This is a genomic window from Bacillus sp. GB_SG_008 (genome assembly GCF_052038115.1).
In the GTDB taxonomy this organism is placed as follows: Bacteria; Bacillota; Bacilli; order Bacillales; family Bacillaceae_G; genus Bacillus_A; species Bacillus_A rhizoplanae.
Genome location: NZ_JBPZSK010000001.1, coordinates 812,217 through 837,913 on the forward strand (window position 1 = coordinate 812,217; position 25,697 = coordinate 837,913).

22 protein-coding genes and 1 pseudogene are annotated in these 25,697 nt (G+C 36.6%); 22 read left to right on the plus strand and 1 reads right to left on the minus strand.

Going from position 1 to position 25,697, the window contains the following annotated elements:
• Window positions 1-10: 10 nt before the first annotated feature.
• A complete protein-coding gene (locus tag ACTDJC_RS04210; protein WP_253630257.1) occupies window positions 11-481 on the minus strand; it encodes an N-acetyltransferase in 471 nt (156 codons plus the stop codon).
• Between the two features lie 317 nt (window positions 482-798).
• Here ACTDJC_RS04210 and ACTDJC_RS04215 point away from each other — a divergent pair, with 317 nt between their 5' ends.
• The 22 genes and pseudogenes from ACTDJC_RS04215 to ACTDJC_RS04320 all read left to right on the plus strand — a co-directional run bounded on the left by ACTDJC_RS04215 (window position 799) and on the right by ACTDJC_RS04320 (window position 25,692).
• Window positions 799-1,677, plus strand: a complete 879-nt coding sequence (locus ACTDJC_RS04215) for a 2-dehydropantoate 2-reductase (protein ID WP_440602710.1) — start codon at window positions 799-801, stop codon at window positions 1,675-1,677.
• Between the two features lie 78 nt (window positions 1,678-1,755).
• Window positions 1,756-3,372, plus strand: coding sequence for a bacillithiol biosynthesis cysteine-adding enzyme BshC (gene bshC, locus ACTDJC_RS04220; RefSeq protein WP_440602711.1), 1,617 nt, complete (start codon window positions 1,756-1,758; stop codon window positions 3,370-3,372).
• 380 nt (window positions 3,373-3,752) lie between these two features.
• A complete protein-coding gene (gene rsmH / locus ACTDJC_RS04225) occupies window positions 3,753-4,685 on the plus strand; it encodes a 16S rRNA (cytosine(1402)-N(4))-methyltransferase RsmH (protein WP_098305789.1) in 933 nt (310 codons plus the stop codon).
• A gap of 15 nt (window positions 4,686-4,700) precedes the next feature.
• Complete coding sequence (gene ftsL, locus ACTDJC_RS04230) at window positions 4,701-5,057, plus strand: cell division protein FtsL (RefSeq protein WP_253630254.1); 357 nt, start codon at window positions 4,701-4,703, stop codon at window positions 5,055-5,057.
• 21 nt (window positions 5,058-5,078) lie between these two features.
• A complete protein-coding gene (locus ACTDJC_RS04235) occupies window positions 5,079-7,241 on the plus strand; it encodes a penicillin-binding protein (RefSeq protein WP_098305578.1) in 2,163 nt (720 codons plus the stop codon).
• Window positions 7,242-7,324: 83 nt separating this feature from the next.
• Window positions 7,325-9,238, plus strand: a complete 1,914-nt coding sequence (locus ACTDJC_RS04240; RefSeq protein ID WP_098305576.1) for a stage V sporulation protein D — start codon at window positions 7,325-7,327, stop codon at window positions 9,236-9,238.
• A gap of 161 nt (window positions 9,239-9,399) precedes the next feature.
• The gene (locus tag ACTDJC_RS04245; RefSeq protein ID WP_098305574.1) at window positions 9,400-10,875 is read left to right on the plus strand and encodes a UDP-N-acetylmuramoyl-L-alanyl-D-glutamate--2,6-diaminopimelate ligase; all 1,476 of its coding nucleotides are present in this window, start codon (window positions 9,400-9,402) and stop codon (window positions 10,873-10,875) included.
• 22 nt (window positions 10,876-10,897) lie between these two features.
• Window positions 10,898-11,869: a phospho-N-acetylmuramoyl-pentapeptide-transferase gene (gene mraY / locus ACTDJC_RS04250; RefSeq protein ID WP_098305572.1), complete on the plus strand. Its 972-nt coding sequence runs from the start codon at window positions 10,898-10,900 to the stop codon at window positions 11,867-11,869.
• Window positions 11,870-13,222: a UDP-N-acetylmuramoyl-L-alanine--D-glutamate ligase gene (gene murD, locus ACTDJC_RS04255; protein WP_440602712.1), complete on the plus strand. Its 1,353-nt coding sequence runs from the start codon at window positions 11,870-11,872 to the stop codon at window positions 13,220-13,222.
• 274 nt (window positions 13,223-13,496) lie between these two features.
• Complete coding sequence (gene spoVE, locus ACTDJC_RS04260) at window positions 13,497-14,594, plus strand: stage V sporulation protein E (protein ID WP_230573415.1); 1,098 nt, start codon at window positions 13,497-13,499, stop codon at window positions 14,592-14,594.
• 171 nt (window positions 14,595-14,765) lie between these two features.
• The gene (gene murG / locus ACTDJC_RS04265) at window positions 14,766-15,869 is read left to right on the plus strand and encodes an undecaprenyldiphospho-muramoylpentapeptide beta-N-acetylglucosaminyltransferase (RefSeq protein WP_098305566.1); all 1,104 of its coding nucleotides are present in this window, start codon (window positions 14,766-14,768) and stop codon (window positions 15,867-15,869) included.
• Between the two features lie 50 nt (window positions 15,870-15,919).
• The gene (gene murB, locus ACTDJC_RS04270; RefSeq protein ID WP_098305564.1) at window positions 15,920-16,825 is read left to right on the plus strand and encodes a UDP-N-acetylmuramate dehydrogenase; all 906 of its coding nucleotides are present in this window, start codon (window positions 15,920-15,922) and stop codon (window positions 16,823-16,825) included.
• 98 nt (window positions 16,826-16,923) lie between these two features.
• Window positions 16,924-17,670, plus strand: coding sequence for a cell division protein FtsQ/DivIB (locus ACTDJC_RS04275; RefSeq protein ID WP_253630250.1), 747 nt, complete (start codon window positions 16,924-16,926; stop codon window positions 17,668-17,670).
• A 103-nt stretch (window positions 17,671-17,773) separates the two neighbouring features.
• Window positions 17,774-17,925, plus strand: a pseudogene (locus ACTDJC_RS04280) (DUF1290 domain-containing protein); the annotation flags it as partial.
• A 150-nt stretch (window positions 17,926-18,075) separates the two neighbouring features.
• Window positions 18,076-19,392, plus strand: a complete 1,317-nt coding sequence (gene ftsA, locus ACTDJC_RS04285; RefSeq protein ID WP_253630249.1) for a cell division protein FtsA — start codon at window positions 18,076-18,078, stop codon at window positions 19,390-19,392.
• A 39-nt stretch (window positions 19,393-19,431) separates the two neighbouring features.
• Window positions 19,432-20,580 (plus strand): cell division protein FtsZ, encoded by a 1,149-nt coding sequence (gene ftsZ, locus ACTDJC_RS04290; RefSeq protein ID WP_098305556.1) that lies wholly within the window; start codon window positions 19,432-19,434, stop codon window positions 20,578-20,580.
• Window positions 20,581-20,981: 401 nt separating this feature from the next.
• Window positions 20,982-21,899 (plus strand): sigma-E processing peptidase SpoIIGA, encoded by a 918-nt coding sequence (gene spoIIGA / locus ACTDJC_RS04295; protein WP_440602713.1) that lies wholly within the window; start codon window positions 20,982-20,984, stop codon window positions 21,897-21,899.
• Window positions 21,900-21,918: 19 nt separating this feature from the next.
• Window positions 21,919-22,638 (plus strand): RNA polymerase sporulation sigma factor SigE, encoded by a 720-nt coding sequence (gene sigE, locus ACTDJC_RS04300; RefSeq protein WP_098305552.1) that lies wholly within the window; start codon window positions 21,919-21,921, stop codon window positions 22,636-22,638.
• Between the two features lie 190 nt (window positions 22,639-22,828).
• Window positions 22,829-23,608: an RNA polymerase sporulation sigma factor SigG gene (sigG, locus tag ACTDJC_RS04305; RefSeq protein WP_098305550.1), complete on the plus strand. Its 780-nt coding sequence runs from the start codon at window positions 22,829-22,831 to the stop codon at window positions 23,606-23,608.
• Between the two features lie 200 nt (window positions 23,609-23,808).
• Complete coding sequence (locus ACTDJC_RS04310) at window positions 23,809-24,087, plus strand: YlmC/YmxH family sporulation protein (RefSeq protein ID WP_440602714.1); 279 nt, start codon at window positions 23,809-23,811, stop codon at window positions 24,085-24,087.
• Between the two features lie 115 nt (window positions 24,088-24,202).
• A complete protein-coding gene (gene pgeF, locus ACTDJC_RS04315; protein WP_098305546.1) occupies window positions 24,203-25,012 on the plus strand; it encodes a peptidoglycan editing factor PgeF in 810 nt (269 codons plus the stop codon).
• Window positions 25,013-25,017: 5 nt separating this feature from the next.
• Window positions 25,018-25,692 (plus strand): YggS family pyridoxal phosphate-dependent enzyme, encoded by a 675-nt coding sequence (locus ACTDJC_RS04320; protein ID WP_098305544.1) that lies wholly within the window; start codon window positions 25,018-25,020, stop codon window positions 25,690-25,692.
• The last annotated feature ends 5 nt before the right edge of the window (window positions 25,693-25,697 follow it).

Genomic DNA, 25,697 nt, shown 5'->3' on the forward strand with positions numbered 1-25,697 from the left:
GTTTTTATTTTTAAGCAGATTCACTGTTTGTAACCGCATTCAAATTTTCGTTTGGATGCCAAATGTAAAAATCTCCATCATCAATGGTTACTTTTTCGAAGTGTAATTTTTCCCAGAAAACAGCAGATTGTACGCGAGCAATTGTTTTGATAGGAAGGTGCAATTGTTTTGCATAATTGACCAGCATCTTACCAAATCCTTGTTTTTGGAATGTTGGCAACACTTCGAGTTTAAAAAGCTCTACATAAGGGCCAGTAAACAAATTGTTAACAGACTGTTGTTTCGTATACAAACTCATGCGTGCTATAAGAGAACCACCGTAATAAATTCCATAAAAAGGGGATTCACTATCGTTTTCGATGATATTTGCTTGTAAATCTTCTAACATAGATAATTCTTCAGCACCGCAACCTTTAAACTTTTTAAACTCTTCTAACGTTTTATAATTGATGAGCAAGCGCTCAACTTTGGGAAAGTGCATGTAATCACATCCTCTTCTTGGTGTAAAAATAAAGAAAAGTATAAATATTTATAATAGTATTATAACGCATTTTTTTATTTTTATGAAGAAAAGAGATAATTCTTTCAGTATTTTTTTGAAAAGTCTGCTAAACTTATTCTATAAACTATAAAGTGAGACTTTCATGAGCGGGGTTTCTTTCCTACTGATGGAAAGCTTTCGACAATTAGGCTTTTACGGACAGTCGTCCTCAATATGTCGCCTTCGCTTCTCCTGAATCTTAAGATGCGGGGTATACTGTCTGTGAATAGCGGGATAAAAATGGAGGCCTTTGTAGAATGGAGATTGGAATTGTTGGACCGGGAGCAATCGGGCTCCTTTTTGCATTTTATTTAGAAAAAAATCAGCAGGCTGTTACACTATATACACGAACAGTAGAACAAGCGGAACGATTGAACGAGTGCGGGATTACATGCGTACACAACGGTGTGAGAGAAACTGTATATCCGCTTGTAAGTCCTTTAGAGGATATAAAAAACAAAACACATGATTATATATTTGTTGCTGTGAAGCAATATCATTTGGAAGCAATATGGCCTTATTTGCAAGAAAATCGGCTTATTTTCTTGCAAAATGGGATGGGGCATCTTCATATATTGCAACAGATGCAAAATACCAGCGTTGCGGTAGGAATTGTAGAGCATGGGGCGAAAAAAGAAAATATTAGTACCGTCCATCATACTGGAATAGGCAGTACGAAATTTGGGCTCATACATGGAGAAGAGGAACAATTTGAATCTCTATTTACTGCATTCTCTTCCAGTCTATTTCCGATAGTGATTGAAAAAGACTGGAAGCAAACAATGCTGCATAAACTTGTCGTCAATGCGTGTATTAATCCCTTAACTGCATTGTTTGGTGTACAAAATGGTGAGTTATTGACAAATCCATCGTTTTACAAAGTGATGAAGCAAGTATTTTCGGAAGTGATGGAGATTGTAGGTGATTCAAAATGTGGTGAGTATTGGGAACGTGTATGTACAGTATGTAAAAATACGGCTCATAATACTTCATCTATGTTAATGGATGTACAAAATAATAGAAAAACAGAAATTGATGCAATTGTTGGTTATTTAATTCGAGAGGCAGAACAGCAACAAAAATCAGTTCCAACGCTCTCCTTTTTGTATCATTCCATAAAAGGATTAGAAAGATAAGAGATATTCTTTGCTTTTATAACGAACATTGACTACAATTTGGTTGGTGAGAGATCAGGATATGAAAGGAAGAAGTATATGGAGATAAAAGAAATCTCTGTCCCGCTTCAAGGAATTGTTGGGGACTATTTGAAACATAAAAAAGAGATTCAAGAATGCTTTGATTATCCGATAACGGAAGAGGGCTTTGTAAGACGTATACATGATTTGCGAAATAGACAGTATCCAAGGCAAGAGTTAGTATCACATTTATTGCAATATAATCAAGAATTGAATGCGGGAGAAAAAACACTTCAAAATATCCATGCTTTGTTAGAGGAAGATACATATGTTGTTATTGGTGGACAACAAGCAGGGTTGTTAACTGGTCCTCTTTACACAATTCATAAAATCATATCTATTTTACAACTTGCAAAGGAAAAGGAAGCGGCGCTGGGGGTACGGGTTGTTCCTGTTTTTTGGATTGCTGGAGAAGATCATGACATTGATGAAATTAACCATGCGTTCGTTACGAAAAATGGAAAGGTGAAAAAGACAATTTTCCATGAACGGCATCCATATAAAGCGAGTGCTTCTGAAATGGAGATTTCTATTGAGGATTGTAAACGTTGGATAGAAGAGATCTTTAAAACATATCCAGAAACAAAATATACAAAAGACGTATTGGATTTTATAGATGAGTGTTTACAGCAATCGCGGACATATGTTGATTTCTTTGCGCATCTTATTACAAAGTTATTTACACACTCAGGTTTAATTCTTGTAGATTCTCATCATCCAATCCTTCGAAATATGGAAGTGCCTTTTTTCAAAGAAACATTAGCACGATATAAAAATGTGCAAGAAGGGCTTAACGCTCAGCAACGTGTATTACGTGAGCAAGGATATAAACCGATTATTGAAACAAAACAGAATGCTATTCATATTTTTATGAAAATCAATGGAGAGCGTCTTCTGTTAGAAGAAGAAGAAGGACGTTTTATTTGTAAAGAGGGGATGTATTCATTTTCGTATGAGGAGCTCATAGAAAGGATGGAGAGTCACCCTGAACAATTTAGTAACAATGTTGTAACAAGACCGCTTATGCAAGAATTTGTTTTCCCTACGCTCGCATTTATTGGTGGGCCAGGAGAAATTGCATATTGGAGCGAATTACAACAAGTGTTTCATGCAATGGATTGTCAAATGCCACCGGTTGTGCCGCGTTTGACAATCAGTTATTTAGCGCGCGATATTGAAACTGATTTACAAGATTTGCAGCTACAAGAGAGCGAAGTGTTTAATAAAGGTATTACTGCACTCCGAGAAAAATGGCTGTCTATGCAAGTTGAAGAGCCGATAGACAATCAATTTACTCATGCGGCGGAGCAAATCGGGGCGATTCATACATCTTTACAACAATTTGTACAAAAAGTAAATCCAGGTCTGCGAGATTTTGCAAAGAAAAATGAGTTGAAAATTATGCAACAACTTGAATTGTTAGAGCGAACACTTCGAGCGGATTTTGAGAGAAAACATGAAGTGCAGCTTAATAAATTCCGGCGAATTGAAAATTCTTTACAACCTCTATATGCGCCGCAAGAACGAGTATGGAATATTTGCTATTACTTAAATATTTACGGACTTGATTTTGTGGAAAGGGTTATGAACCAAACTTTTAGTTGGACTGGAAAACAGCATATTATAAAATTATAAAATCTTGCTCTTAAGAGCAGGATTTTATTTTATTTTGTGGAATTAACTGTAAAATAATTTTATTTACTATGTAAATCTTAGCATGTAAAAGCTGAGAGCACTCTTTTTTTGAAGAACAGTACTTTTTTTGACAAAATGAAAGTAGGTTATTATCTTTTTCGACATGTTTTTATGTATTTTCCCGCAAAAGATGATAAAATTTAGTATATAATAAGGTGACATTACTATTAGTAGGGAGCTGTGTTCCCACTAATTGTCATCCATAACAATCAGACTCTTAGGGGCAGTTATCTCAATTCCTCATAATTTTGCGGATTGACTGTTAAAGCGGGATAAAAAGATGCGTCAAGAGGATTATTTTGCAAAAAGTAGGTGCAACAATGTTTAAACATGTAACAGTGCTTTTAAAAGAAACAGTAGATGGTTTAGAAATTAAACCAAATGGTACATATGTGGATTGTACGCTAGGAGGTGGAGGTCATAGTGCTTATTTACTATCTCAACTTTCCGAAGAAGGAAGACTAATTGCATTTGATCAAGATGAGATTGCAATTCAAAATGCAAAAGAAAAATTCTCTTCTTACAACGGCCAATTTATAACTGTAAAAAGTAACTTTCGCTATTTGAAGGAAAGATTATATGAATTAGGAATTACAGAAGTAGACGGTATTTTATTTGATTTAGGTGTTTCTTCCCCGCAATTAGATACACCAGAACGTGGATTTAGTTATCATCACGATGCTCCGCTTGACATGCGCATGGATCAAGATGCCCCATTAACAGCATATGACGTTGTAAATAGTTGGTCATATGAACAACTTGTAAGAATCTTTTTTCAATATGGTGAAGAAAAATTTTCAAAGCAAATTGCAAGGAAAATTGAAGCGTACCGTGAGAAAAAGCCAATTGAAACAACTGGAGAGTTAGTGGAATTAATTAAAGAAGGGATTCCAGCTCCGGCACGTCGAACTGGCGGACATCCTGCGAAGCGAGTATTCCAAGCAATTCGTATTGCAGTTAATGATGAATTGAAAGTGTTTGAGGAAGCGTTGGAAGCGGCGATTGACGTAACGAAAACAGGCGGACGAATTAGCGTTATTACATTCCATTCGTTAGAAGATCGCATTTGTAAAGTGACATTTAAAAAACATAGTACAACACCTCAGCTTCCACCAGGATTACCAATTATTCCTGATGAATACAAACCAAAGTTGAAGCTAATTACAAGAAAGCCAATTTTACCTTCTGATGTGGAATTAGAAGAAAATAACCGAGCGCGTTCTTCAAAGCTACGAATTGCTGAAAAATTATAAAAAGGAGAGAGAGGTATGACAAATTTAGCCGTTAAGTATAAAAAGCAGCAAGTAGAAGTACAATCTCAAGCTCCGCAGCAAGTGATACAGCCAGGTGCGAAAACAAAAATTACAAGAATTGAAAAATTATTGTATGTTGCATTTATTGGCTTTTTATTGTATGCATGTGTAGCATTTATTGGGAATAAAGCGGCGTTATATGAAGCTGATGCAAAAGTAACAAAAATGGAAAGCACACTTACAAAACAAAAAAATACAAATCAAGAATTACAGGCTGAAACTGAAAAGCTAACACGTTATGATCGCATTGCGGAAATTGCAAAAAAACATGGGCTTGAAATCAATGCGAATAATGTAAAAGGCTTAAATTAATCCAATAGGTGTGAAGAAGAGATGAATACACGTAAATTTCATACCAACAAAGGAGCAGGGTTCTTCATCAAGGTTTTTCTCCTGCTCTTTTTTCTGTTGTTAGCCCGCTTTCTTTATATTGAAGCAACAAAAACAGTGCATGGAGTAGATTTAGAGGCACTTGCGCAGCAAAAACATAATAAAAGCGGGGTACTCGAAGCAAATCGAGGAACCATTTATGATCAAAATGGTTATGTGCTTGCTCAAGATGCAAATTCATATAAGATGGTTGCTACTTTAAAAGGACAAAATCATATAGAAGACAAAGAAGATGCTGCAGAGAAACTATCGAAAGTACTTGATGTAAGTAAAGAAGAAATTTTGAAGTACTTAAATAAAGACCTTACACAAGTAGAGTTTGGATCAATTGGAAGAAATTTAACGAAAGAAAAGAAGGACGAAATTGAAAGTTTAGATATAAAAGGAATTTCTTTTGTTACAGAAAAGGCAAGGGTATATCCGAACGGTGATTTTGCTTCGTACGTACTTGGATATGCTAAGCCGAATGATGAAGGAATTGGAGAAGGACAGTTCGGACTTGAAAAAAGTTTAGATAAATATTTGCGTGCTTCTAACGGAAGCGTAACGTATACGGGTGATACGAAAGGTGTCTCGCTAGAAGAGAAAAAAAATGATGTAAAGCCTCCTAAAAATGGAGATAATGTATATTTAACAATTGACCAACGTATTCAAAGCTTTCTAGAAGATGCGATGGAAGAAGCGGAAAAACATTATGATCCATCAATGTTAATCGGAGTCGTAGCAGATCCAAAAACAGGGAAAATTTTAGCGATGTCTAGTAGGCCAAGTTATGACCCAAATAAACGAGACATTGATTATTTTTTAAATGATCCCATTGCTAATGCTTATGAACCAGGTTCGACAATGAAAATCTTTACGTTAGCGGCCGCGATTAATGAAGGTGTATACAATGGCCAAGAGTATTATCAATCTGGTACGTACAAAGTAGGGAATTCGGTAATTAAAGATCATAATAATGGTGCGGGATGGGGCTCTATTACGTTTGATGAAGGTGTTGAGCGCTCATCAAACGTTGCTTTCGCTATTCTAGGAAATGAAAAGTTGGGACCCGATCGTTTCCATCAATACATTCAAAAATTTCACTTAGATCAAAAGACAGGAATTGATTTGCCTGGAGAAGGTGAAAATACAATCTTATTTGATAAGCAAATTCAGCAGGTAACAACGGCATTTGGACAAGGTTCTACAGTAACTCCAATTCAACTTGTGCAAGCGGCTACTGCAATTGCTAACGACGGAAAAATGATGAAGCCGTATGTAGTTGATAAGATTGTAGATCCAGCGGATAATAAAGTTGTCGAGGATCACAAACCGGAAGTGGTAGAAGAACCGGTTACAAAAGAGACTGCAGAACAAGTAAGGCAATTGTTAGAACAAGTTGTAACATCACCTAAAGGAACGGGAACGGCGTATAAACTTGATAACTATTCTGTTGGTGGTAAAACCGGAACAGCACAAATTCCGGATGGAAAAGGCGGTTACATGACAGGACGAGAAAATTATATTTTCTCATTCCTTGGTATGGCACCAATAGATGATCCGCAGCTTGTTATCTATTTAGCAGTTAAGCAGCCTAAATTAAAAGATACTGAATACGGTGCACAACCGTTAGCTGAAATGTTTAAATCTGTAACGGAAAATAGTTTAGAGTATTTAAAGATTAAACCGAATGAAGTAAAAGATGTGAATAAACAAACAAAAGAGCAGCAAGCTGCTGTTCCAGATGTAACAGGCAAAACGATGGGAGAAGCAAAAGAAATATTAGAAAAGGCAAAGTTTCGACCTGTTGTGTTAGGAGAGGGAAAAGTTAAACAACAAGTGCCAAAAGCGAATGAAAAAACGTTACCGGGTGATCGAGTATTTTTAGTAGGAGATCAACCGAAAATGCCGAATATTAATGGTTGGGCACTTCGGGATGTCATGAATTTAGCGGAAGTATTAAATCTAGATTTGAAACTTTCAGGTACAGGATATGTAACAGAACAGAGTGTTGCTGAAGGTACGCCGTTAAAAGAACGAACTCCGTTAGAAGTAAAACTTGTTCCGCCTCTTGAACCACAGCAAGAAGCGGAGAAGGAGCCAAGCAAAAAGGAAGGCACTTAACATAGGAAAAGTAGGCGTGTTCTAATTAAATACGTACAAGCATATATTGGAACAAGTGAAGCGTAAAGGAGGCTTGTTCCAATATGCGTGTATCGAATGTAACAGTAAGAAAACGGCTTATTTTTGTGCTTATATCTGGTATACTGATTTTTACAATTATCGATATTCGTCTTGGATATGTGCAGTTTTTTCTTGGGAATATGTTAACAGATCGTGCGAAAGATTCATGGAGCCGTAATATTACATTTGAACCTGAGAGAGGGAAAATTGTAGATCGAAATGGTGTAGAGCTCGCAACAAATAAAAGTGCACCAACTGTCTTTGTGGTACCAAGGCAAATTGAAAAACCAGCAGAGACTGCAGAGAAATTAGCTGCAGTTTTAGGTGTGTCGAAAGAAGAAATCTATCAGCGTCTTACGAAAAAAGAGTCCATAGTGAGATTAGACAAAGGCGGGCGGAAAATTTCTCACGACAAGGCAAAAGAAGTTAGGGCTTTAAGTTTAAAAGGTGTATATATCGCTGAAGATTCCATTCGATATTATCCGTTTGGAAAATATCTATCACATGTGCTTGGATTTGCTGGGAGTGATAACCAAGGACTTATGGGGCTGGAGTCATATTATGACAAAGAATTAAATGGTGACAAAGGATATGTTCGTTTTTTTGCTGATGCGAAAGGACAGCGTATGCCGAACATTGGTGATGATTATAAAGAACCTGGAGATGGCTTGGATTTAAGGCTAACAATTGATTCACGTATTCAGACGATCATGGAGAGAGAATTAAATATTGCGGATTCGACGTATCATCCAGATGGAATGATAGCAATTGCTATGAACCCAAATAATGGTGAGATTTTAGGGATGTCTAGCCGACCAAGTTTTGATCCAGCAGATTTCAGAAGTGTTTCACCGGAAGTATTTAACCGAAATCTACCTGTATGGAGTACATATGAACCAGGATCCACATTTAAAATTATTACACTTGCAGCTGCTTTAAATGAAAATTTAGTAGACTTGGAGAAAGATACGTTTTATGATGATGGAGCGGCAGAAGTTGGCGGTGCAAGATTACGTTGCTGGAAAGCAGGGGGACACGGTAGCCAAACATTTTTAGAGGTTGTTCAAAACTCTTGTAACCCAGGGTTTGTAGAGCTTGGAGAACGTCTAGGAAAAGAAAAGCTGTTTCAATATATTCGTGATTTTGGATTTGGTGAAAAAACGGGCATTGATTTACAAGGAGAAGGTAAAGGGATTTTATTTGATTTAAAAAAAGTAGGGCCTGTTGAGCAAGCGACGACAGCATTTGGGCAGGGGGTGTCTGTTACCCCTATTCAACAAGTTGCAGCAGTAGCTGCTGCTGTAAATGGAGGCACGTTATATAAGCCGTACATTGCGAAAGAGTTTATAGATCCAACTACGAATAAAGTGATTAGTAAAACAACGCCTGTTGCGAAGAGACAAGTTATTTCCAAGGAAACATCTGAAAAAGTGCGTTATGCACTTGAAAATGTTGTGGCAAAAGGTTCAGGTAAAGGTGCTTATATTGATGGTTATCCTGTCGGAGGAAAGACTGGTACAGCCCAAAAAGTAAAAGATGGGAAATATTTAGATAACAACTATATCGTGTCATTCATTGGATTTGCACCAGTAGATGATCCGCAAATTGTTGTGTATGTCGCTGTAGACAATCCAAAAGGGGTTACACAATTTGGCGGGGTTGTAGCTGCACCAATCGTTGGGAATATCCTTCGTGATGTTTTGCCGGTTATGGGAGTAGAGCCTAGAAAAGAGCAAATTGAAAAGAAATTAACTTGGGATGAGACGCCTTTAATAGAAGTTCCTAATGTAGTAGGCATGGATCGAAAGGAATTACAAAATCAACTTGTTGATTTACAATTGGATGCTAGCGGCGAAGGAGACAAAGTGGTCGAACAATCTCCAAAGCCCGGCACGAAAGTAAAAGCAGGATCAAAGGTTCGAATATACTTTAATTAAGTATGAAGTGCTTATTTACGATACAATAACATTCAACTAACTAGCAGTGAGACACTTGTTTCTCACTGCCTGTTAATTAATAAATTATGCTCTTATATATGGAGTTCTTTGAAACTATCCATTTATAAGAGATAAATAAAGAGTAGAGAGGGTTTAAAGAAATGAAGTTGCATACACTTGTATCAAGTTTGCATGATTTTCCGGTTGTTCCAAAAGAAAATCCGGAAATTACATCTATTGAAGCGGATTCGCGTAAAGTGACAAATGGAAGTTTATTTGTATGTATAAAAGGTTTCACGGTTGATAGTCATGAATTTGCCAAGCAAGCAGCCGCGCAAGGTGCGGCTGCTATTGTTGCGGAAAGACCTATTGATGTTGACGTTCCAGTTGTACTTGTTAAAGATACAGTACGTTCTTTAGCGGTGTTAGCAGATTATTTTTATGGGCAGCCAACGCAAAAGTTACATTTAATTGGAATTACAGGTACAAATGGAAAGACAACAACATCGCATATAATGAACGAAATTATGCGTGCGCATGGACATAAAACAGGATTAATTGGAACAATTAATATGAAAATAGGTGACGAAACGTTTGAAGTGAAAAACACAACACCAGATGCATTAACATTACAAAAGACGTTCCATAAAATGATTGAACAAAATGTAAATAGTGCTGTTATGGAAGTATCTTCACATGCATTGCACCTTGGAAGAGTACATGGATGTGACTACGATGTAGCAGTGTTTACGAATTTAACGCAAGATCATTTAGATTATCATAAAACAATGGAAGAGTACAAACATGCAAAGGGCTTATTATTTGCACAGCTTGGTAATAGCTATTCTCATAACCGTGTAAAATATGCTGTATTAAATAATGACGATGCCGCAGCAATAGATTATATGAAAAGTACGGCAGCGACGGTAATTACGTATGGTATTGATACGAAAAGTGATGTAATGGCGAAAAATATTGAGATGACAAATGCTGGTACGGCTTTTACACTGGTAACTCCGAATGAAAGCATCGAGATTACGATGAAGTTAATTGGGAAATTTAATGTCTATAATGTACTAGCTGCAACTGCAGCATGTCTCGTTTCTGGTGTAGCTTTACAAACGATTATTGATGTTGTGAAAGAATTAAAAGGTGTACCTGGGCGTTTTGAAGTTGTTGATAGAGGTCAAGATTTTACAGTCATTGTTGACTATGCGCATACACCGGATAGTTTAGAAAACGTATTGATGACAACAAAACAATTTGCAAAAGGAAATGTGTATTGTATCGTTGGTTGTGGTGGGGATCGAGATCGTACGAAACGACCAATTATGGCGAATGTCGCATCTCAGTACGCAACGCACGCAATTTATACATCAGACAACCCGCGCAGCGAACAGCCCAAAGCAATTCTTGATGATATGATAGAAGGTGTAAAAGGGAATAATTATGAAGTGGTTGTTGATCGAAAAGAAGCGATATCTCGTGCTGTTGCTGAGGCAAAAGCTGGAGATATTATTATAATTGCTGGTAAAGGTCATGAAACATATCAAATTATCGGTACAGAAGTACATCATTTTGACGATCGTGAAGTTGCTGGGGAGGCAATTGCACAACGTTTAAGCATGAAAGAATAACAACAAGAGAGGGGGACTAAATATGCTTGAACAAGGATTATTAATTACAGTTGGGGTGGCATTTTTAATTTCTGTTGCGTTGTCACCAATTTTTATTCCATTTTTACGCCGTTTAAAGTTTGGACAGAGCATTCGTGATGAAGGTCCGAAGTCACATCAAAAGAAATCGGGAACACCGACTATGGGCGGAATTGTTATTTTTATTTCAATTATGATTACGTCTATTATTATGATGTTTAAGTTTCAAAAGAGCGCTGAGACATATTTATTGCTTCTAGTTACATTTGGTTATGGTTTAATCGGATTTCTTGATGATTACATTAAAGTTGTTAAAAAGAGAAATCTTGGTTTGACATCAAAACAAAAATTAATAGGGCAGTTTGTTATTGCGGTAGCTTTCTTTATCATTGCAAAGGGCCAAGGATTTGATACACATTTAAGTATTCCAGGAACAGAAATTAAGTTTGACTTACACTGGGCATACTTTATTCTTGTTCTCTTTATGTTGATAGGAGCTTCAAACGCAGTTAACTTAACTGATGGGCTAGATGGATTATTAGCAGGAACAGCTGCCATTGCATTTGGTGCGTATAGTATTATTGCTTTTGCTCATGAGCAGTACACAATTGCTATTTTTTGTATGGCAGTTGTTGGAGCTGTATTAGGGTTTTTAGTATTTAATGCTCATCCTGCAAAAGTATTTATGGGAGATACAGGATCTTTAGCACTTGGTGGTGCTTTAGCTGCTGTTTCAATTTTAACGAAAACAGAGTTATTATTAGTTATCATTGGTGGGATGTTTGTTATTGAAACGCTTTCTGTTATTATTCAAGTCGTTTCGTTTAAAACACGAGGAAAGCGTGTATTCAAAATGAGTCCGCTTCATCACCACTATGAATTATGCGGTTGGTCAGAATGGCGCGTAGTTGTAACGTTCTGGTCAGTAGGGCTTTTATTTGCAGTGTTAGGAATTTATATCGGGGTGTGGATGTAATTGAAAACGATAACTGACTATCAAAATAAAAATATTCTTGTATTAGGTATGGCAAAAAGCGGTTATGCTGCAGCTGTTTTATTAAAGAAGCTTGGAGCAAATGTAGTTGTAAATGATAGCAAGCCGCTAGCTGAAAATCCGTTAGCGATAGAGTTGCAAGGTCAAGGCGTGGAAGTTGTATGTGGTGGTCATCCCTTAGAATTATTAGAGAAAAATATTTCTCTTGTTGTGAAAAATCCAGGGATTCCGTATTCTAATCCGTTACTTGTCGCGGCAAAAGAAAAAAATATTCCAATGGTAACAGAAGTAGAATTAGCATATCGCATTTCGGAAGCACCATTTATTGGGATTACAGGGTCTAATGGAAAAACAACGACAACAACATTAACATTTGAAATGTTAAAAGAAGGAGAAAAACATCCTGTTATTGCTGGAAATATCGGTACGGTAGCATGTGAAGTTGCACGAGATGTAACTTCACAAGAAGTGGTTGTAACAGAACTTTCTTCATTTCAATTAATGGGTATTGAAACGTTTCAACCGAAGATCGCAGTGCTTTTAAACTTATTTGAAGCACACTTAGATTATCACGGTACGAAGAAAGAGTACGGTTTAGCAAAAGCGAATATCTTTAGAAATCAAACTAAAAATGACTATAGCATCATTAATGCTGACGATGAAGATGTAATGATGTTGTCTGAGCAAAGTAAAGGACAAAAAGTGTACTTTTCTACGACGAAAATTATTGAAGACGGCGCTTGTGTAAAAGATGGTGCTCTTTACTTTAAAGGTGAAAAAGTTATTGATATTCACGATATTGTATTACCGGGTAAACATAATTTAGAAAATATACTAGCTGCTATGAGTATTGCAAAGCTTATGGGCGTTGCTAATGAAGCGATTATAGCAGTCTTAAAACGTTTTACAGGTGTAAAGCATCGTTTAGAGTATGTAACGACGATTGGAAACCGTAAGTTTTATAATGATTCAAAAGCAACAAATATGCTGGCGACAGAAAAAGCATTGTCTGCATTTACGCAACCAGTAATTTTATTAGCGGGTGGGCTAGATCGTGGTAATGAATTTGATGATTTAATCCCATACTTTGGGCATGTGAAGGCACTGCTTACATTTGGACAAACTGCACCTAAGCTTGTGAAAGCTGCAGAAAAGGCTGGAATGAAAGTTATTAAATGTGTCGATAATGTGGAACAAGCGGTACAAGAAGCATATGCTCTTTCAGAAGAGGGAGACGTGATTCTTTTATCTCCTGCATGTGCAAGCTGGGACCAATTTAAAACATTTGAAGAAAGAGGAGACATGTTTATACAAGCTGTGCATAAGCTAGTATAAAGTGAAAGAATCATCAGTGGATTGTTCCTACTGATGATTCTTTTATAGGTAGATAAAATGAAACTCCTATTGGCGGGATTTTTCTTCGTATTCCACTGATGAAAGGCTTTCACCAATGGGGTTCTTACAGGGAGTTATCTCACACCTATCTTCTTTGATTTCTTGCAATCTTGAGGTGGGAGTCATACTGCCTGCAAGTAGCCAGAGATAAATGATGCTTCGTTTGTGAAAAAGTAGGGCTAACGAAAAGCTGCTTTCAAAGAGGTGATGCTCATTGCCAACAAAGAAGACTCCTGATTTTATTCTTATTATTGTGACATTGTTACTTTTGACGATAGGAATGGTGATGGTATACAGTGCTAGCGCTGTATGGGCTTCGTATAAAATGGGAGATTCATTCTTTTTTGCAAAACGTCAATTGTTATTTGCTAGTCTTGGTGTCGTTGCTATGTTTTTTATCATGAAGATTGATTATTGGGTGTGGCGTACATACTCCAAGGTGATTTTACTTATCTGTTTCGTTCTTCTTATTCTAGTTTTAATTCCTGGAATTGGACTGGTGCGAGGCGGAGCTCGAAGTTGGATTGGTATAGGTGCATTCTCTATTCAGCCTTCTGAGTTTATGAAGTTTGCGATGATTATTTTTTTAGCGAAATTTTTATCGGAAAAACAAAAAATGATTACGTCTTTCAAACGAGGATTACTTCCTGCGCTTAGTTTCGTGTTTGTTGCATTTGGTATGATTATGTTACAACCCGATTTGGGGACAGGAACGGTAATGGTTGGAACCTGTGTTGTTATGATTTTTGTTTCGGGAGCACGTATTTTTCATTTTGCAATGTTAGGGTTGATAGGAGTTGCAGGATTTGTTGGACTTATTGCATCAGCACCGTATCGAATAAAGCGTATTACATCATATTTAGATCCATGGTCAGATCCGCTAGGAAGTGGATTTCAGATTATTCAATCGTTACTTGCAATCGGACCGGGGGGGTTATTTGGGCTCGGTCTTGGACAAAGTAGACAAAAATTTTTTTACTTACCAGAGCCGCAAACAGACTTTATTTTTGCGATACTATCCGAAGAATTAGGTTTTATTGGTGGTTCGTTTGTGTTATTATTATTTAGTCTGTTGTTATGGCGTGGGATTCGTGTAGCGTTAGGAGCGCCAGACCTATACGGTACTTTTTTAGCAGTCGGGATTGTGGCGATGATTGCGATTCAAGTGATGATTAACATCGGTGTTGTAACTGGATTAATGCCGGTTACAGGAATTACCTTGCCATTTTTAAGCTATGGTGGGTCTAGCTTGACCCTTATGTTGATGGCGATTGGAGTGTTACTAAATATAAGTCGTCATTCTCGCTACTAAACCCTGTTTTTATGACAGGGTTTTTCGTATGTGAAAACGGAAATAAAGCGATTGATATACGAATGGCATACATAAAATGAAACTTCTATCAGTAAGGTTTAGTTGAATTAATTAGACTTTTATTGCCCGTGAGCAGCGGGATAATAGAAAAAAGAAGCGGAGGAACAAGCAGTGCGAGTATTAGTCAGCGGTGGTGGAACAGGTGGGCATATTTATCCAGCTCTTGCGTTAATTCGAGAAATCAAAAAAATACATCCTGAAGCAAGATTTTTATATATTGGTACGGAAAATGGTTTGGAAAGTAAAATTGTTCGAAAAGCCGGCATTCCATTTCAATCCATTGTTATTAGCGGGTTTAAACGGAAATTATCAATTGATAATGTGAAAACGGTGATGCGTTTTGTAAAAGGTGTACAAGATAGTAAACGTTATATTCACCGTTTTAATCCGGATGTTGTAATTGGAACAGGTGGTTATGTATGTGGTCCAGTTGTATATGCAGCTGCCAAACTTGGTATTCCAGCAATTGTACATGAACAAAATAGTGTACCTGGTGTAACAAATAAATTTTTGAGTCGCTACGTGAATAAAGTAGCGGTTTGTTTTGATGCGGCAACAGAACATTTCCCGCAAAATAAAGTTGTGATGACAGGGAATCCTCGTGCTTCGGAAGTAATGAACCAAAATGGTATGAAAGGCAAGCGTTCTGTGGGATTATCTCTTTCAAAAAAATCAGTATTAATTTTTGGAGGAAGCCGAGGCGCTAGACCGATTAACGATGCGTTTTTAGAAGCAATTGAACAATTTGGTAATAAAAATTATGAAGTATTGTACGTTACAGGTGAAGTACATTATGATAAAGTAATGGAAGCTGTGAAACAAAAAGGGAATCCGCAAAATGTTATTATTAAGCCGTTTATTGATAATATGCCAGAAGTACTTACTGGGGTAGACCTTGTTGTTTCGCGTGCAGGTGCTACAACGTTAGCTGAGTTGACAGCTTTAGGGAAACCCAGTGTCTTAATTCCGAGTCCGTATGTAACAAACAATCACCAAGAGAAAAATGCTCTTTCTGTTGTTGATAAAGGAGCAGCAAAAATGCTTCTTGAAAAAGATTTAACAGGTGAAACGCTTATTGGTGATATTGATGAAATTTTACTAGATGTACAAAAATTACAAAATATGAAACTAGCTGCAAAGCAGTTAGGAATGCCAAATGCAGCAAACAAGTTGTTTGAAGTTATGAAAAAACTTGTAGAAAATAACGTTAGGTGAATGCCCTGCATACTACTGTAGTACGGAGACTTAATATGGGGGAGAGCATCATGAAACAATTAGCAAAGGAACTTATGGAAGCACAGGTAGGAAAAGTACTAGAAAACGAACCATTAGCTCGCTATACAACTATGAAAATAGGTGGTCCAGCGGATATTTTAGTGGTTCCAAGTAGTGTTGAAGGTGTGGAAAAATCGTTAAAGCTTGTGAAAAAGCATGGGACAAAATGGACTGCAATTGGTCGCGGTTCCAACCTTCTTGTATCGGATAAAGGTATTGAAGGAGTTGTGATTCGATTAGGAGAAGGACTAGATCATTTAGAAGTAGATGGTGTTACTGTACGAGTAGGTGGAGGGTATTCTCTCGTTAAACTGTCAACTTTATTGAGCCGCCAAGGATTAGCAGGATTAGAGTTTGCTAGTGGTATTCCTGGAAGCGTAGGCGGAGCTGTTTATATGAATGCAGGTGCTCATAAATCGGATATGTCTGAAATTTTGACGAGAGCTCGTGTTATGTTTGAAGATGGAACGATTGAATGGCTAACGAAAGAAGAGCTAGAATTTTCTTATCGCACATCTGTTTTACAAAAGAAGCGTCCTGGCATTGTATTAGAAGCAGAGTTACAATTAAAAGCAGGTAATCGTGAAGACATTATTGCGATTATGCAAAAGAATAAAGATTATCGCCGTGATACACAACCTTGGAATCACCCATGTGCAGGAAGTATTTTTAGGAATCCACTACCAAATTATGCTGGTAATTTAGTTGAAAAGGCTGGACTACGTGGTTATCAAATTGGCGGTGCAAAAATTTCGGAAATGCATGGGAACTTTATTGTTAATACAGGAACAGCTTCTGCGCAAGATGTTCTTGATTTAATTGCTTTTGTGAAGAAAACGATTAAAGAACAATTTGATGTTAATATGCATACAGAAGTAGAGATAATTGGAAGATAATAGTTGTTTGTCCCACCCATTGTCATTTATGATATAATAGAAAGAGAAGAACGGCATGCATAACATGCCGTTCTTTATGTTACATAGGGGGATCGTACATGAAGAATAGTAAAGTTATTAAACTACAAGATCGTGTACCAAAATTAAAAAATCAAAAGAAGAAGAAACAGGTAAACAAACGATTAATTTTATATGTATCGATTTTATTTTTACTGGTGCTTTTTTTAATTTATTTTCGATCTCCGCTTAGCAATATAAAGAAAATTACGGTTCACGGCAATCACTATATGACAGATGAACAAATAATGGAGCAAGCAGGCATTACACATAAAACAAGCTATTTTCGTGTAGCGACACAGCAAGCAGAAACAAATTTAAAGAAGCAAAAAGAGATTAAAGAGGCTCATGTAAAGAAAAAATTTCCAAATCAAATTGTTATCGATGTTGAGGAATATGTGACAATTGGCTACATTAATAAAGAAGGAAAACTGTATCCGCTTTTAGAAAATGGAAAGTCACTAGATGCTCTCCCGAATGGAAAATTGCCAATTGCTGCCCCGATTTTCGTTCCATTTGAAGAAAAGAAAATGAAAGAATTGATTGCTGAATTAGAAAAATTAACACCAACTGTTCTTCGGTCTATTTCTGAAATTCATTACAAGCCAACAGATTTGTACGCAGATCATCTTACATTATATATGAATGAGGGATATGAAGTAAGTACAGTAATTCAAGATTTTGCAAAACGAATGGAAGCTTATCCTCTTATTATTAAAAACCTATCACCAGATAAAAAGGCAATTATTCATTTAGAAGTAGGGGCATATACGGAATATGTGAATTAATCAATAAGGGATTAATAAAGTAGATATTTTAACTGTAAAATTGTTTTTTCAAAGAGATATAGGAATTTACTCTTAGAAAATATGTGATTAAGTCATATTTTTCTCTGTTTTCTTTTTTAATATAATCTTAGCCGCAAGTTTAGCTTTTCTAGGAGTACATCTTGGTGTAGACTTATACTTGGCAGCAATCTTTGTAGTCGGATAAGGTTGTTTCAAAATATAGCAGTGATTTGCATCTTACTGTTGGAAAAATGAAAGAATGCCAAATAAAAATAAGAAAAATATAGTGTTAAAAAAGGGAAACACATAAATACGTTGAATATTTTTCTTATAACATAGTAAAACAACGATTGTTGTTCCATATATTGAATTTTGTGGTATAAATAAAGAAGGAGGTGCCAAAGAATGAACAGCAATGAAATATACGTTAGTCTTGACATCGGTACATCCAATGTTAAAGTTATTATTGGCGAGATGGTCAATGACGCTTTAAACATTATTGGTGTTGGAAATGTAAAGTCAAATGGTTTAAAAAAAGGCTCCATTGTTGACATAGATGAGACTGTGCAATCGATTAAAAAGGCGATTGAACAAGCTGAACGCATGGTGGGGATACACATTGAACGCGTTGTTGTGGGTGTAAACGCAAATCAAGTACAGCTTCTTCCTTGTCATGGAGTAGTCGCTGTTTCAAATGAAGATCGTGAAATCGGAAACGAAGATGTGCTTCGTGTACTTGATGCGGCGCAAGTTGTGTCAATTGCACCGGAGCGTGAATTTATTGATGTGGTACCTCGACAGTTTATCGTAGACGGTCTCGATGAAATTAATGATCCGCGCGGAATGATTGGTGTACGTTTAGAAATGGAAGGCACATTAATTACAGGCTCGAGAACATTGTTACATAATTTACTTCGATGTGTAGAAAAAGCGGGTCTTGAAATAATTGATATTTGCCTTCAACCATTAGCAGCATCAACAGTTGCTTTGTCAAGTGATGAGAAAAATCGAGGTGTTGCTCTCGTTGACATCGGTGGAGGTTCAACAACGTTATCAATTTTCCAAGATGGAGAATTACAAACAGCAAGCATATTACCGATTGGCGGAGATCATATTACAAAAGATATAGCCATTGGATTGAAAACATCAACGGAAAATGCCGACCAAATTAAACTAAAATATGGACATGCTTTTTATGATACAGCATCTGAGGAAGAGTTATTTACTGTTTCAATTATGGGCAGTGATCAAACAGAGCAATATTCTCAAGTAGAGTTAGCAGATATCATTGAAGCTCGTGTAGAGGAAATTCTTATGTTTGTACAAGATGAGGTGCAAAAACTTGGTTTGAAACAGTTACCGGCTGGTTATGTACTTACTGGTGGAGTTGTTTCTATGTCAGGTATTCTTGATCTTGCCTACGATATTCTACATGAAAATGTTCGTATTGCAACGCCAGATTATATAGGTGTACGTGAACCGCAATATACGATTGGTGTTGGACTTATTAAAAATGCCTATCAAAAAGCTAAGTTACGAGGAAAAAGTGTTCAGGAGAAGCAAGAAAGTTATGAATTACAACATGCACCAGTACCTGCTGCAGTGCAACAACCTGTAAAACAAAAGCCGCGTAATAACAATAACAATAACAATAACAATAATAATAATAATGAACGAATGATGTCAAAAGTGAAGCGTGTATTCCGATATTTATGGGAATAGATTTGAGCGCGAAAAATGAGGTTCTAGGGGGATTTCGACATGTTAGAGTTTGATACTACTCAAGATCAAATGGCAAATATAAAAGTTATCGGTGTTGGCGGTGGCGGAAACAATGCTGTCAATCGTATGATTGAGCATGGTGTACAAGGTGTAGACTTTATTGCAGTAAACACAGATGCACAAGCTTTAAATTTATCAAAAGCTGAAACAAGAATGCAAATCGGTGGCAAATTAACGCGCGGGCTTGGTGCTGGTGCAAACCCTGAGGTAGGGAAAAAAGCCGCTGAAGAAAGTAAAGAACAAATCCAAGAAGCACTTCGCGGAGCGGATATGGTTTTCGTAACAGCTGGTATGGGCGGAGGAACTGGGACTGGTGCAGCTCCAGTTATCGCACAAGTTGCAAAGGAGTTAGGAGCACTAACAGTTGGTGTTGTAACACGTCCATTTACATTTGAAGGCCGTAAGCGTGCAACGCAAGCTGCATCTGGTATCGCAGCGTTTAAAGAAAATGTAGATACATTAATCGTAATACCAAATGATCGTTTGTTAGAAATCGTTGATAAAAATACACCGATGCTTGAAGCATTCCGTGAAGCGGATAACGTATTGCGTCAAGGTGTTCAAGGTATTTCTGATTTAATTGCTACACCAGGTCTCATTAACTTAGACTTTGCAGATGTAAAAACAATTATGTCTAACAAAGGTTCTGCATTAATGGGTATTGGTGTGGGAACTGGTGAAAACCGCGCTGCGGAAGCTGCAAAACGTGCAATTTCTAGTCCATTGCTAGAAACATCTATTGATGGTGCACAAGGTGTTATTATGAACATTACAGGTGGCACAAACTTAAGTTTATATGAAGTACAAGAAGCAGCAGATATTGTAGCTTCAGCTTCAGACCAAGAAGTAAATATGATCTTTGGTTCTGTAATTAATGAGAGCTTAAAAGATGAAATTGTTGTAACTGTAATTGCAACAGGTTTTGATGATAGCATTTCAATGCAACCACCAAAGCCAATTATTCGTCCTACAGCGACTACAAAAAATGTGCAACAGCCAGTACAACCAGTCAAACAACGTGAAATAAAGCGTGAAGTGAAACGCGAAGAGCCGGTTGTAAATGAGCGTAGTGCAGACGTAGACGACATTGACATTCCAGCATTTTTACGTAACCGTCGCAGACGATAATTGAATTGAAATTTTACCGCGACTAATAGTCAGCTAAATATCTTGATTTTAAATAAAAAAAGAAGGCCTTTTTAGGCCTTCTTTTTTTATTTCTATATGTTCTCTCTATCCCGCTATTCGCGGGCAGTAAGCCCCCATTTCAAGATGCAGAGAATGGCGAAGAAGATAGGTAGGGGAAGCTGCTCGTAAAAGCCCGATTGGTTCAACTAACCATCAGTGAGAACCCCACTGATGGAAGGTTCACCTTATCCTAGCTAGAAGGACTATTTGGTAGTTTTTAAACATGACAAATTATGCCTGAAAGCTTCAAAATAACAAAAAATCCCTTCCGTGAATTGACACACTTTTCCATAGGATATGCATTATACTAGTCTAAACTTTATAAAAAAGAGGTGAACCGTTTGGTCGTTTACGCCGATATTATTTGGTTATTAAACGTCTGCATTGATTTCCTTTTACTTTTATTAACAGCAATTGTTTTAAAGCGAAAAGTAAAAAGATGGAGACTTGCACTTGGCGCATGTATCGGTTCAACAATTGTTATTTTTGTATTCACACCGTTAGCATCTGTGATGACGCATCCTGTAATGAAATTATTATATTCATTCCTCATTGTGTATACTGCATTTGGTTTTATTCGTTTTCGGACATTTCTACAGACCGTTTTAACGTTTTATTTTGTGACATTTATGGTGGGAGGCGGCCTTGTTGGAACACATTTTTTTCTTCAAACAAATGACATGGTGAATGGACTTATTTCTACAAAATCCATTTCATATGGTGATCCTGTAAGTTGGGTGTTTGTTATGATTGGCTTTCCGATTATGTACTATTTTTCTAAAAAGAGAATTGCAGATGTGGAAGTGACAAAAATCCATTATGAACAAATTGTGAAAGTAGATATCAAAATTGATATAAATGATATTCAACTAGATGGATTGATTGATAGTGGAAATCAATTGTATGACCCGCTTACAAAAACACCAGTTATGATTATACATGTTTCTTCTTTAGAACATGTGCTTCCAAAGTGGTTAATAGAACAAGTTCAAATGAAAACAGCAATTCCATATATACCAGATGAAGAATCACAGTGGGCAACACGTTTGAGGTTAATTCCTTATCGTGCTGTAGGTGTTAATCAACAATTTTTGTGGGCAATTAAACCTGACATTGTACGAGTTTATCATGAAGGTACTACTGTTACCGTAAATAAAGTATTAATTGGTTTAAATACACAGCAACTATCAGCAAATGGTGAGTATCAATGTATTTTACATCCAAAAATGTTATTGTCTCAAAAAGTGACAATTGCTTAATGAAAAAAGGAGGGATTTTATGTTGAAATTAAAATTTCGTTTAACTTATCTTTGGTATAAATTATTACTAAAACTTGGAATTAAGACCGATGAAATTTATTATATCGGTGGAAGTGAAGCGTTACCACCCCCATTAACGAAAGAAGAAGAAGAAATATTGCTGCAAAAACTGCCAAAGGGAGATGAAACAGCGCGATCGCTTTTAATTGAACGCAATTTACGTCTTGTTGTATACATTGCTAGGAAATTTGAAAATACAGGAATTAATATTGAAGACCTGATTAGTATTGGAACCATTGGTTTAATTAAAGCGGTTAATACATTTAATCCGGAAAAGAAAATTAAACTTGCAACATATGCTTCAAGGTGTATTGAAAATGAAATTTTGATGCATTTACGACGAAATAATAAAAATCGTTCAGAAGTATCATTTGATGAGCCTCTTAATATTGATTGGGATGGAAATGAACTATTGCTATCAGATGTCCTTGGAACGGATGAAGATATTATTACAAAAGATTTGGAAGCAACTGTTGACCGCCATTTACTTATGAAAGCATTACATCAATTAAATGATCGAGAGAAGCAAATTATGGAACTTCGTTTTGGATTAGATGGCGGAGAAGAAAAAACGCAAAAGGATGTTGCGGATATGCTTGGTATCTCACAGTCTTATATTTCGCGTTTAGAAAAACGGATTATTAAAAGGCTTCGTAAAGAGTTTAACAAAATGGTATGAGGTTAAGCATTCTCTAACGAATATTTTTTACTTGGGGTGCTTGGTCGATTGCTTTTTTATAAGTAATTTAATTTTCATTTTAGAAAAAAACGTTTCATTTAGTAATGCGGGATAAATGAATATATGCATAAAATTCCCTCCAAAGGAGATACTTTACACTGTACAGCAACTCCCGATAGGAGGGAACACTTTGACGAGAAACAAAGTAGAAATTTGCGGTGTTGATACATCTAAACTTCCAGTATTAAAAAATGAAGAAATGCGACAGCTATTTCGAGAAATGCAAAGCGGTGATATAAGCGCAAGGGAGAAACTAGTAAACGGAAACTTACGTCTTGTACTGAGCGTCATCCAAAGATTTAACAACAGAGGGGAGTTTGTTGATGATTTATTTCAAGTTGGCTGCATTGGACTTATGAAATCCATTGATAACTTTGACTTAAGCCAAAATGTTAAATTTTCAACATATGCTGTACCCATGATTATTGGAGAAATCCGAAGATATTTGCGTGATAATAACCCAATACGCGTCTCGCGTTCATTGCGTGATATTGCGTATAAAGCATTGCAAGTACGAGAAAAGCTTATTGCTGAAAATTCGAAAGAGCCAACAGCGATGGATATAGCAAAAGTACTTGATGTGACGCACGAAGAAATTGTGTTTGCGCTTGATGCGATTCAAGATCCAGTTTCATTATTTGAGCCAATATACAATGATGGTGGAGATCCAATTTTTGTGATGGATCAGCTAAGTGATGATAAACAAAGGGACGAGCAATGGGTCGAAGAATTAGCATTAAAAGAGGGAATGAAGCGATTAAATGAACGAGAAAAGATGATTATTCGCAAGCGTTTCTTTCAAGGAAAAACACAAATGGAAGTAGCGGAGGAAATTGGGATTTCTCAAGCGCAAGTGTCACGTCTTGAAAAATCAGCAATTAAACAAATGAATAAAACAATTCAAGGCTAAGGTCTCATCATTTATGATGAGACCTTTTAAAGTTTTGAAGAGAGATTCTGCTCATAGGAAGAATGGTGGGTTCATATAATGGCTATAAAGAAAAGATTTTGTACGTGAAGGGTGTATCCCTTACTGCTGGAAGTTTCACTTTATGCATTGAGGTGGAATTATGATTGTCAGTTAAGTATGAAACAAAGGAGAGGATGGCAATGATACGTATTTCAGAATTTCAAATGAAGGATGTTGTCGATGTGTCAGACGGAAAGAAACTTGGAAATATTGGAGATATTGATATTGATATGAAGACGGGGAAAATTCAAGCAGTTATTATTACAAAACAAGGGAAAATGCTAGGTTTATTTGGAAAAGAAGAAGAATTTGTAATTCCTTGGAAACAAATTATGAAAATAGGAGAAGATGTTATCTTAGTTCGGGCGGATCATATTAATAAAATGACAGAAACAATACAAACACCGACAATTTCTTAAAGAATATTACAAATTCCTTTTTTTTTTATGTTGTCATTATGGAAAAATAAAAGTATGGTAAAATAGACAAGAAGTACCATACTTTTTATGTTATTTTATTATAAGGAGCCTTTTTATGAGAGAACCATTTACATATAAGGACGGTATGTTACATTTACATGTTTGGGAAAAACTTGGACCCATCATAGCTGGATTTACTACAAAAGAAGGTGGAGTGAGCACCGGACCGTTTCATACAATGAATCTAGGGCTACACGTCCATGACAAAGTGGAAGATGTTCATGAAAATCGGCGTCTTTTAGCAGAAAAGTTACATGTTTCATTAGAAAAGTGGATTTGTTCTGAACAGGTTCATGACTATCATGTTGCAAAAGTAGGAAAGCAAGAGAAGGGAAAAGGAGTCTTTTCCTATAAAGATGGTATCCCGAATACAGATGGCATATATACGACAGATACGGACGTGTTATTAACATCTTGTTATGCGGATTGTGTTCCATTATATTTTTATTCGCCATCTTATAAAATGCTTGGACTTGCACATGCCGGCTGGAAAGGAACCGTAAAAGGAATTGCAAGTGAAATGATTAGAAAGTGGAAAGACGAAGGGATACCGCTTGATGATATACATGTTGCCATTGGTCCGTCTATTGGTGCGTGTTGTTACGTGGTGGATGAACGTGTGTTATCTGCGGCTAAACAAGTGATTCATAGTTCTGTTCCATATGAAATGATTTCTGATGGACAGTATGCAATTGATTTAAAAGAAATAAATCGTTTGCTCTGTTTGCAAGCTGGGATTAAGGAAGAGCATATCGCCATGTCCTCTCTTTGTACAAGCTGTGAAACGCAATTATTTTTCTCACATCGCCGCGATCATGGAAAGACGGGAAGAATGCTTAGCTTTATCGGTTTTAAGGAGGAGTGAAAGCAGTGACAGTACAAGGAAATTTAACATATGTTCAACAAGAAGTTGAACAAGCATGCCAACGAGTGAATAGATCTTTAGATGAAATTACACTTGTGGCTGTTACTAAAACGGTAGGTATTGAAAAAACAAATGAAGTAGTACAAGCTGGGCTTGTGCACCTTGGTGAAAATCGTAATGAAGGCTTTTTACAGAAATATGAGTATTTCGGAAACAAAGCGACGTGGCATTTTATCGGTTCATTGCAATCTAGAAAAGTAAAAGAGATTATAAATGAGATTGATTATTTACATTCACTTGATCGTCTTTCACTTGCAAAAGAAATTCAAAAACGAGCAACTAAATTAATTCGCTGCTTTGTACAAGTGAAAACTTCAGAGGAAGAGTCCAAACAAGGGATAGCTATAGATGAAACGATTCAGTTTATTCGCGATTTACAGCAATTTGATAAAATTGAAGTTGTTGGACTTATGACAATGGCACCTTACACGGATGATGAAATGCAAATTCGTAGTTATTTTCAAATGTTGCGTAAACTGCAAAAGCAAGTACAAGATTTAAACTTATCACATGCTCCGTGTACGGAGTTATCGATGGGAATGTCAAATGATTATACAATTGCAATTGAAGAAGGCGCTACATTTATTCGTTTGGGGACGATTTTAGTAGGAAAAGAATAGAGGGA

Bases quoted from the DNA above. Each gene is read 5' to 3' on its own strand.
- ACTDJC_RS04210 (WP_253630257.1), bottom strand. From the start codon at position 481: ATGCACTTTCCCAAAGTTGAGCGCTTGCTCATCAATTATAAAACGTTA.
- ACTDJC_RS04215 (WP_440602710.1), top strand. From the start codon at position 799: ATGGAGATTGGAATTGTTGGACCGGGAGCAATCGGGCTCCTTTTTGCA.
- bshC (WP_440602711.1), top strand. From the start codon at position 1,756: ATGGAGATAAAAGAAATCTCTGTCCCGCTTCAAGGAATTGTTGGGGAC.
- rsmH (WP_098305789.1), top strand. From the start codon at position 3,753: ATGTTTAAACATGTAACAGTGCTTTTAAAAGAAACAGTAGATGGTTTA.
- ftsL (WP_253630254.1), top strand. From the start codon at position 4,701: ATGACAAATTTAGCCGTTAAGTATAAAAAGCAGCAAGTAGAAGTACAA.
- ACTDJC_RS04235 (WP_098305578.1), top strand. From the start codon at position 5,079: ATGAATACACGTAAATTTCATACCAACAAAGGAGCAGGGTTCTTCATC.
- ACTDJC_RS04240 (WP_098305576.1), top strand. From the start codon at position 7,325: ATGCGTGTATCGAATGTAACAGTAAGAAAACGGCTTATTTTTGTGCTT.
- ACTDJC_RS04245 (WP_098305574.1), top strand. From the start codon at position 9,400: ATGAAGTTGCATACACTTGTATCAAGTTTGCATGATTTTCCGGTTGTT.
- mraY (WP_098305572.1), top strand. From the start codon at position 10,898: ATGCTTGAACAAGGATTATTAATTACAGTTGGGGTGGCATTTTTAATT.
- murB (WP_098305564.1), top strand. From the start codon at position 15,920: ATGAAACAATTAGCAAAGGAACTTATGGAAGCACAGGTAGGAAAAGTA.
- ACTDJC_RS04275 (WP_253630250.1), top strand. From the start codon at position 16,924: ATGAAGAATAGTAAAGTTATTAAACTACAAGATCGTGTACCAAAATTA.
- ftsA (WP_253630249.1), top strand. From the start codon at position 18,076: ATGAACAGCAATGAAATATACGTTAGTCTTGACATCGGTACATCCAAT.
- ftsZ (WP_098305556.1), top strand. From the start codon at position 19,432: ATGTTAGAGTTTGATACTACTCAAGATCAAATGGCAAATATAAAAGTT.
- sigE (WP_098305552.1), top strand. From the start codon at position 21,919: ATGTTGAAATTAAAATTTCGTTTAACTTATCTTTGGTATAAATTATTA.
- ACTDJC_RS04310 (WP_440602714.1), top strand. From the start codon at position 23,809: ATGATACGTATTTCAGAATTTCAAATGAAGGATGTTGTCGATGTGTCA.
- pgeF (WP_098305546.1), top strand. From the start codon at position 24,203: ATGAGAGAACCATTTACATATAAGGACGGTATGTTACATTTACATGTT.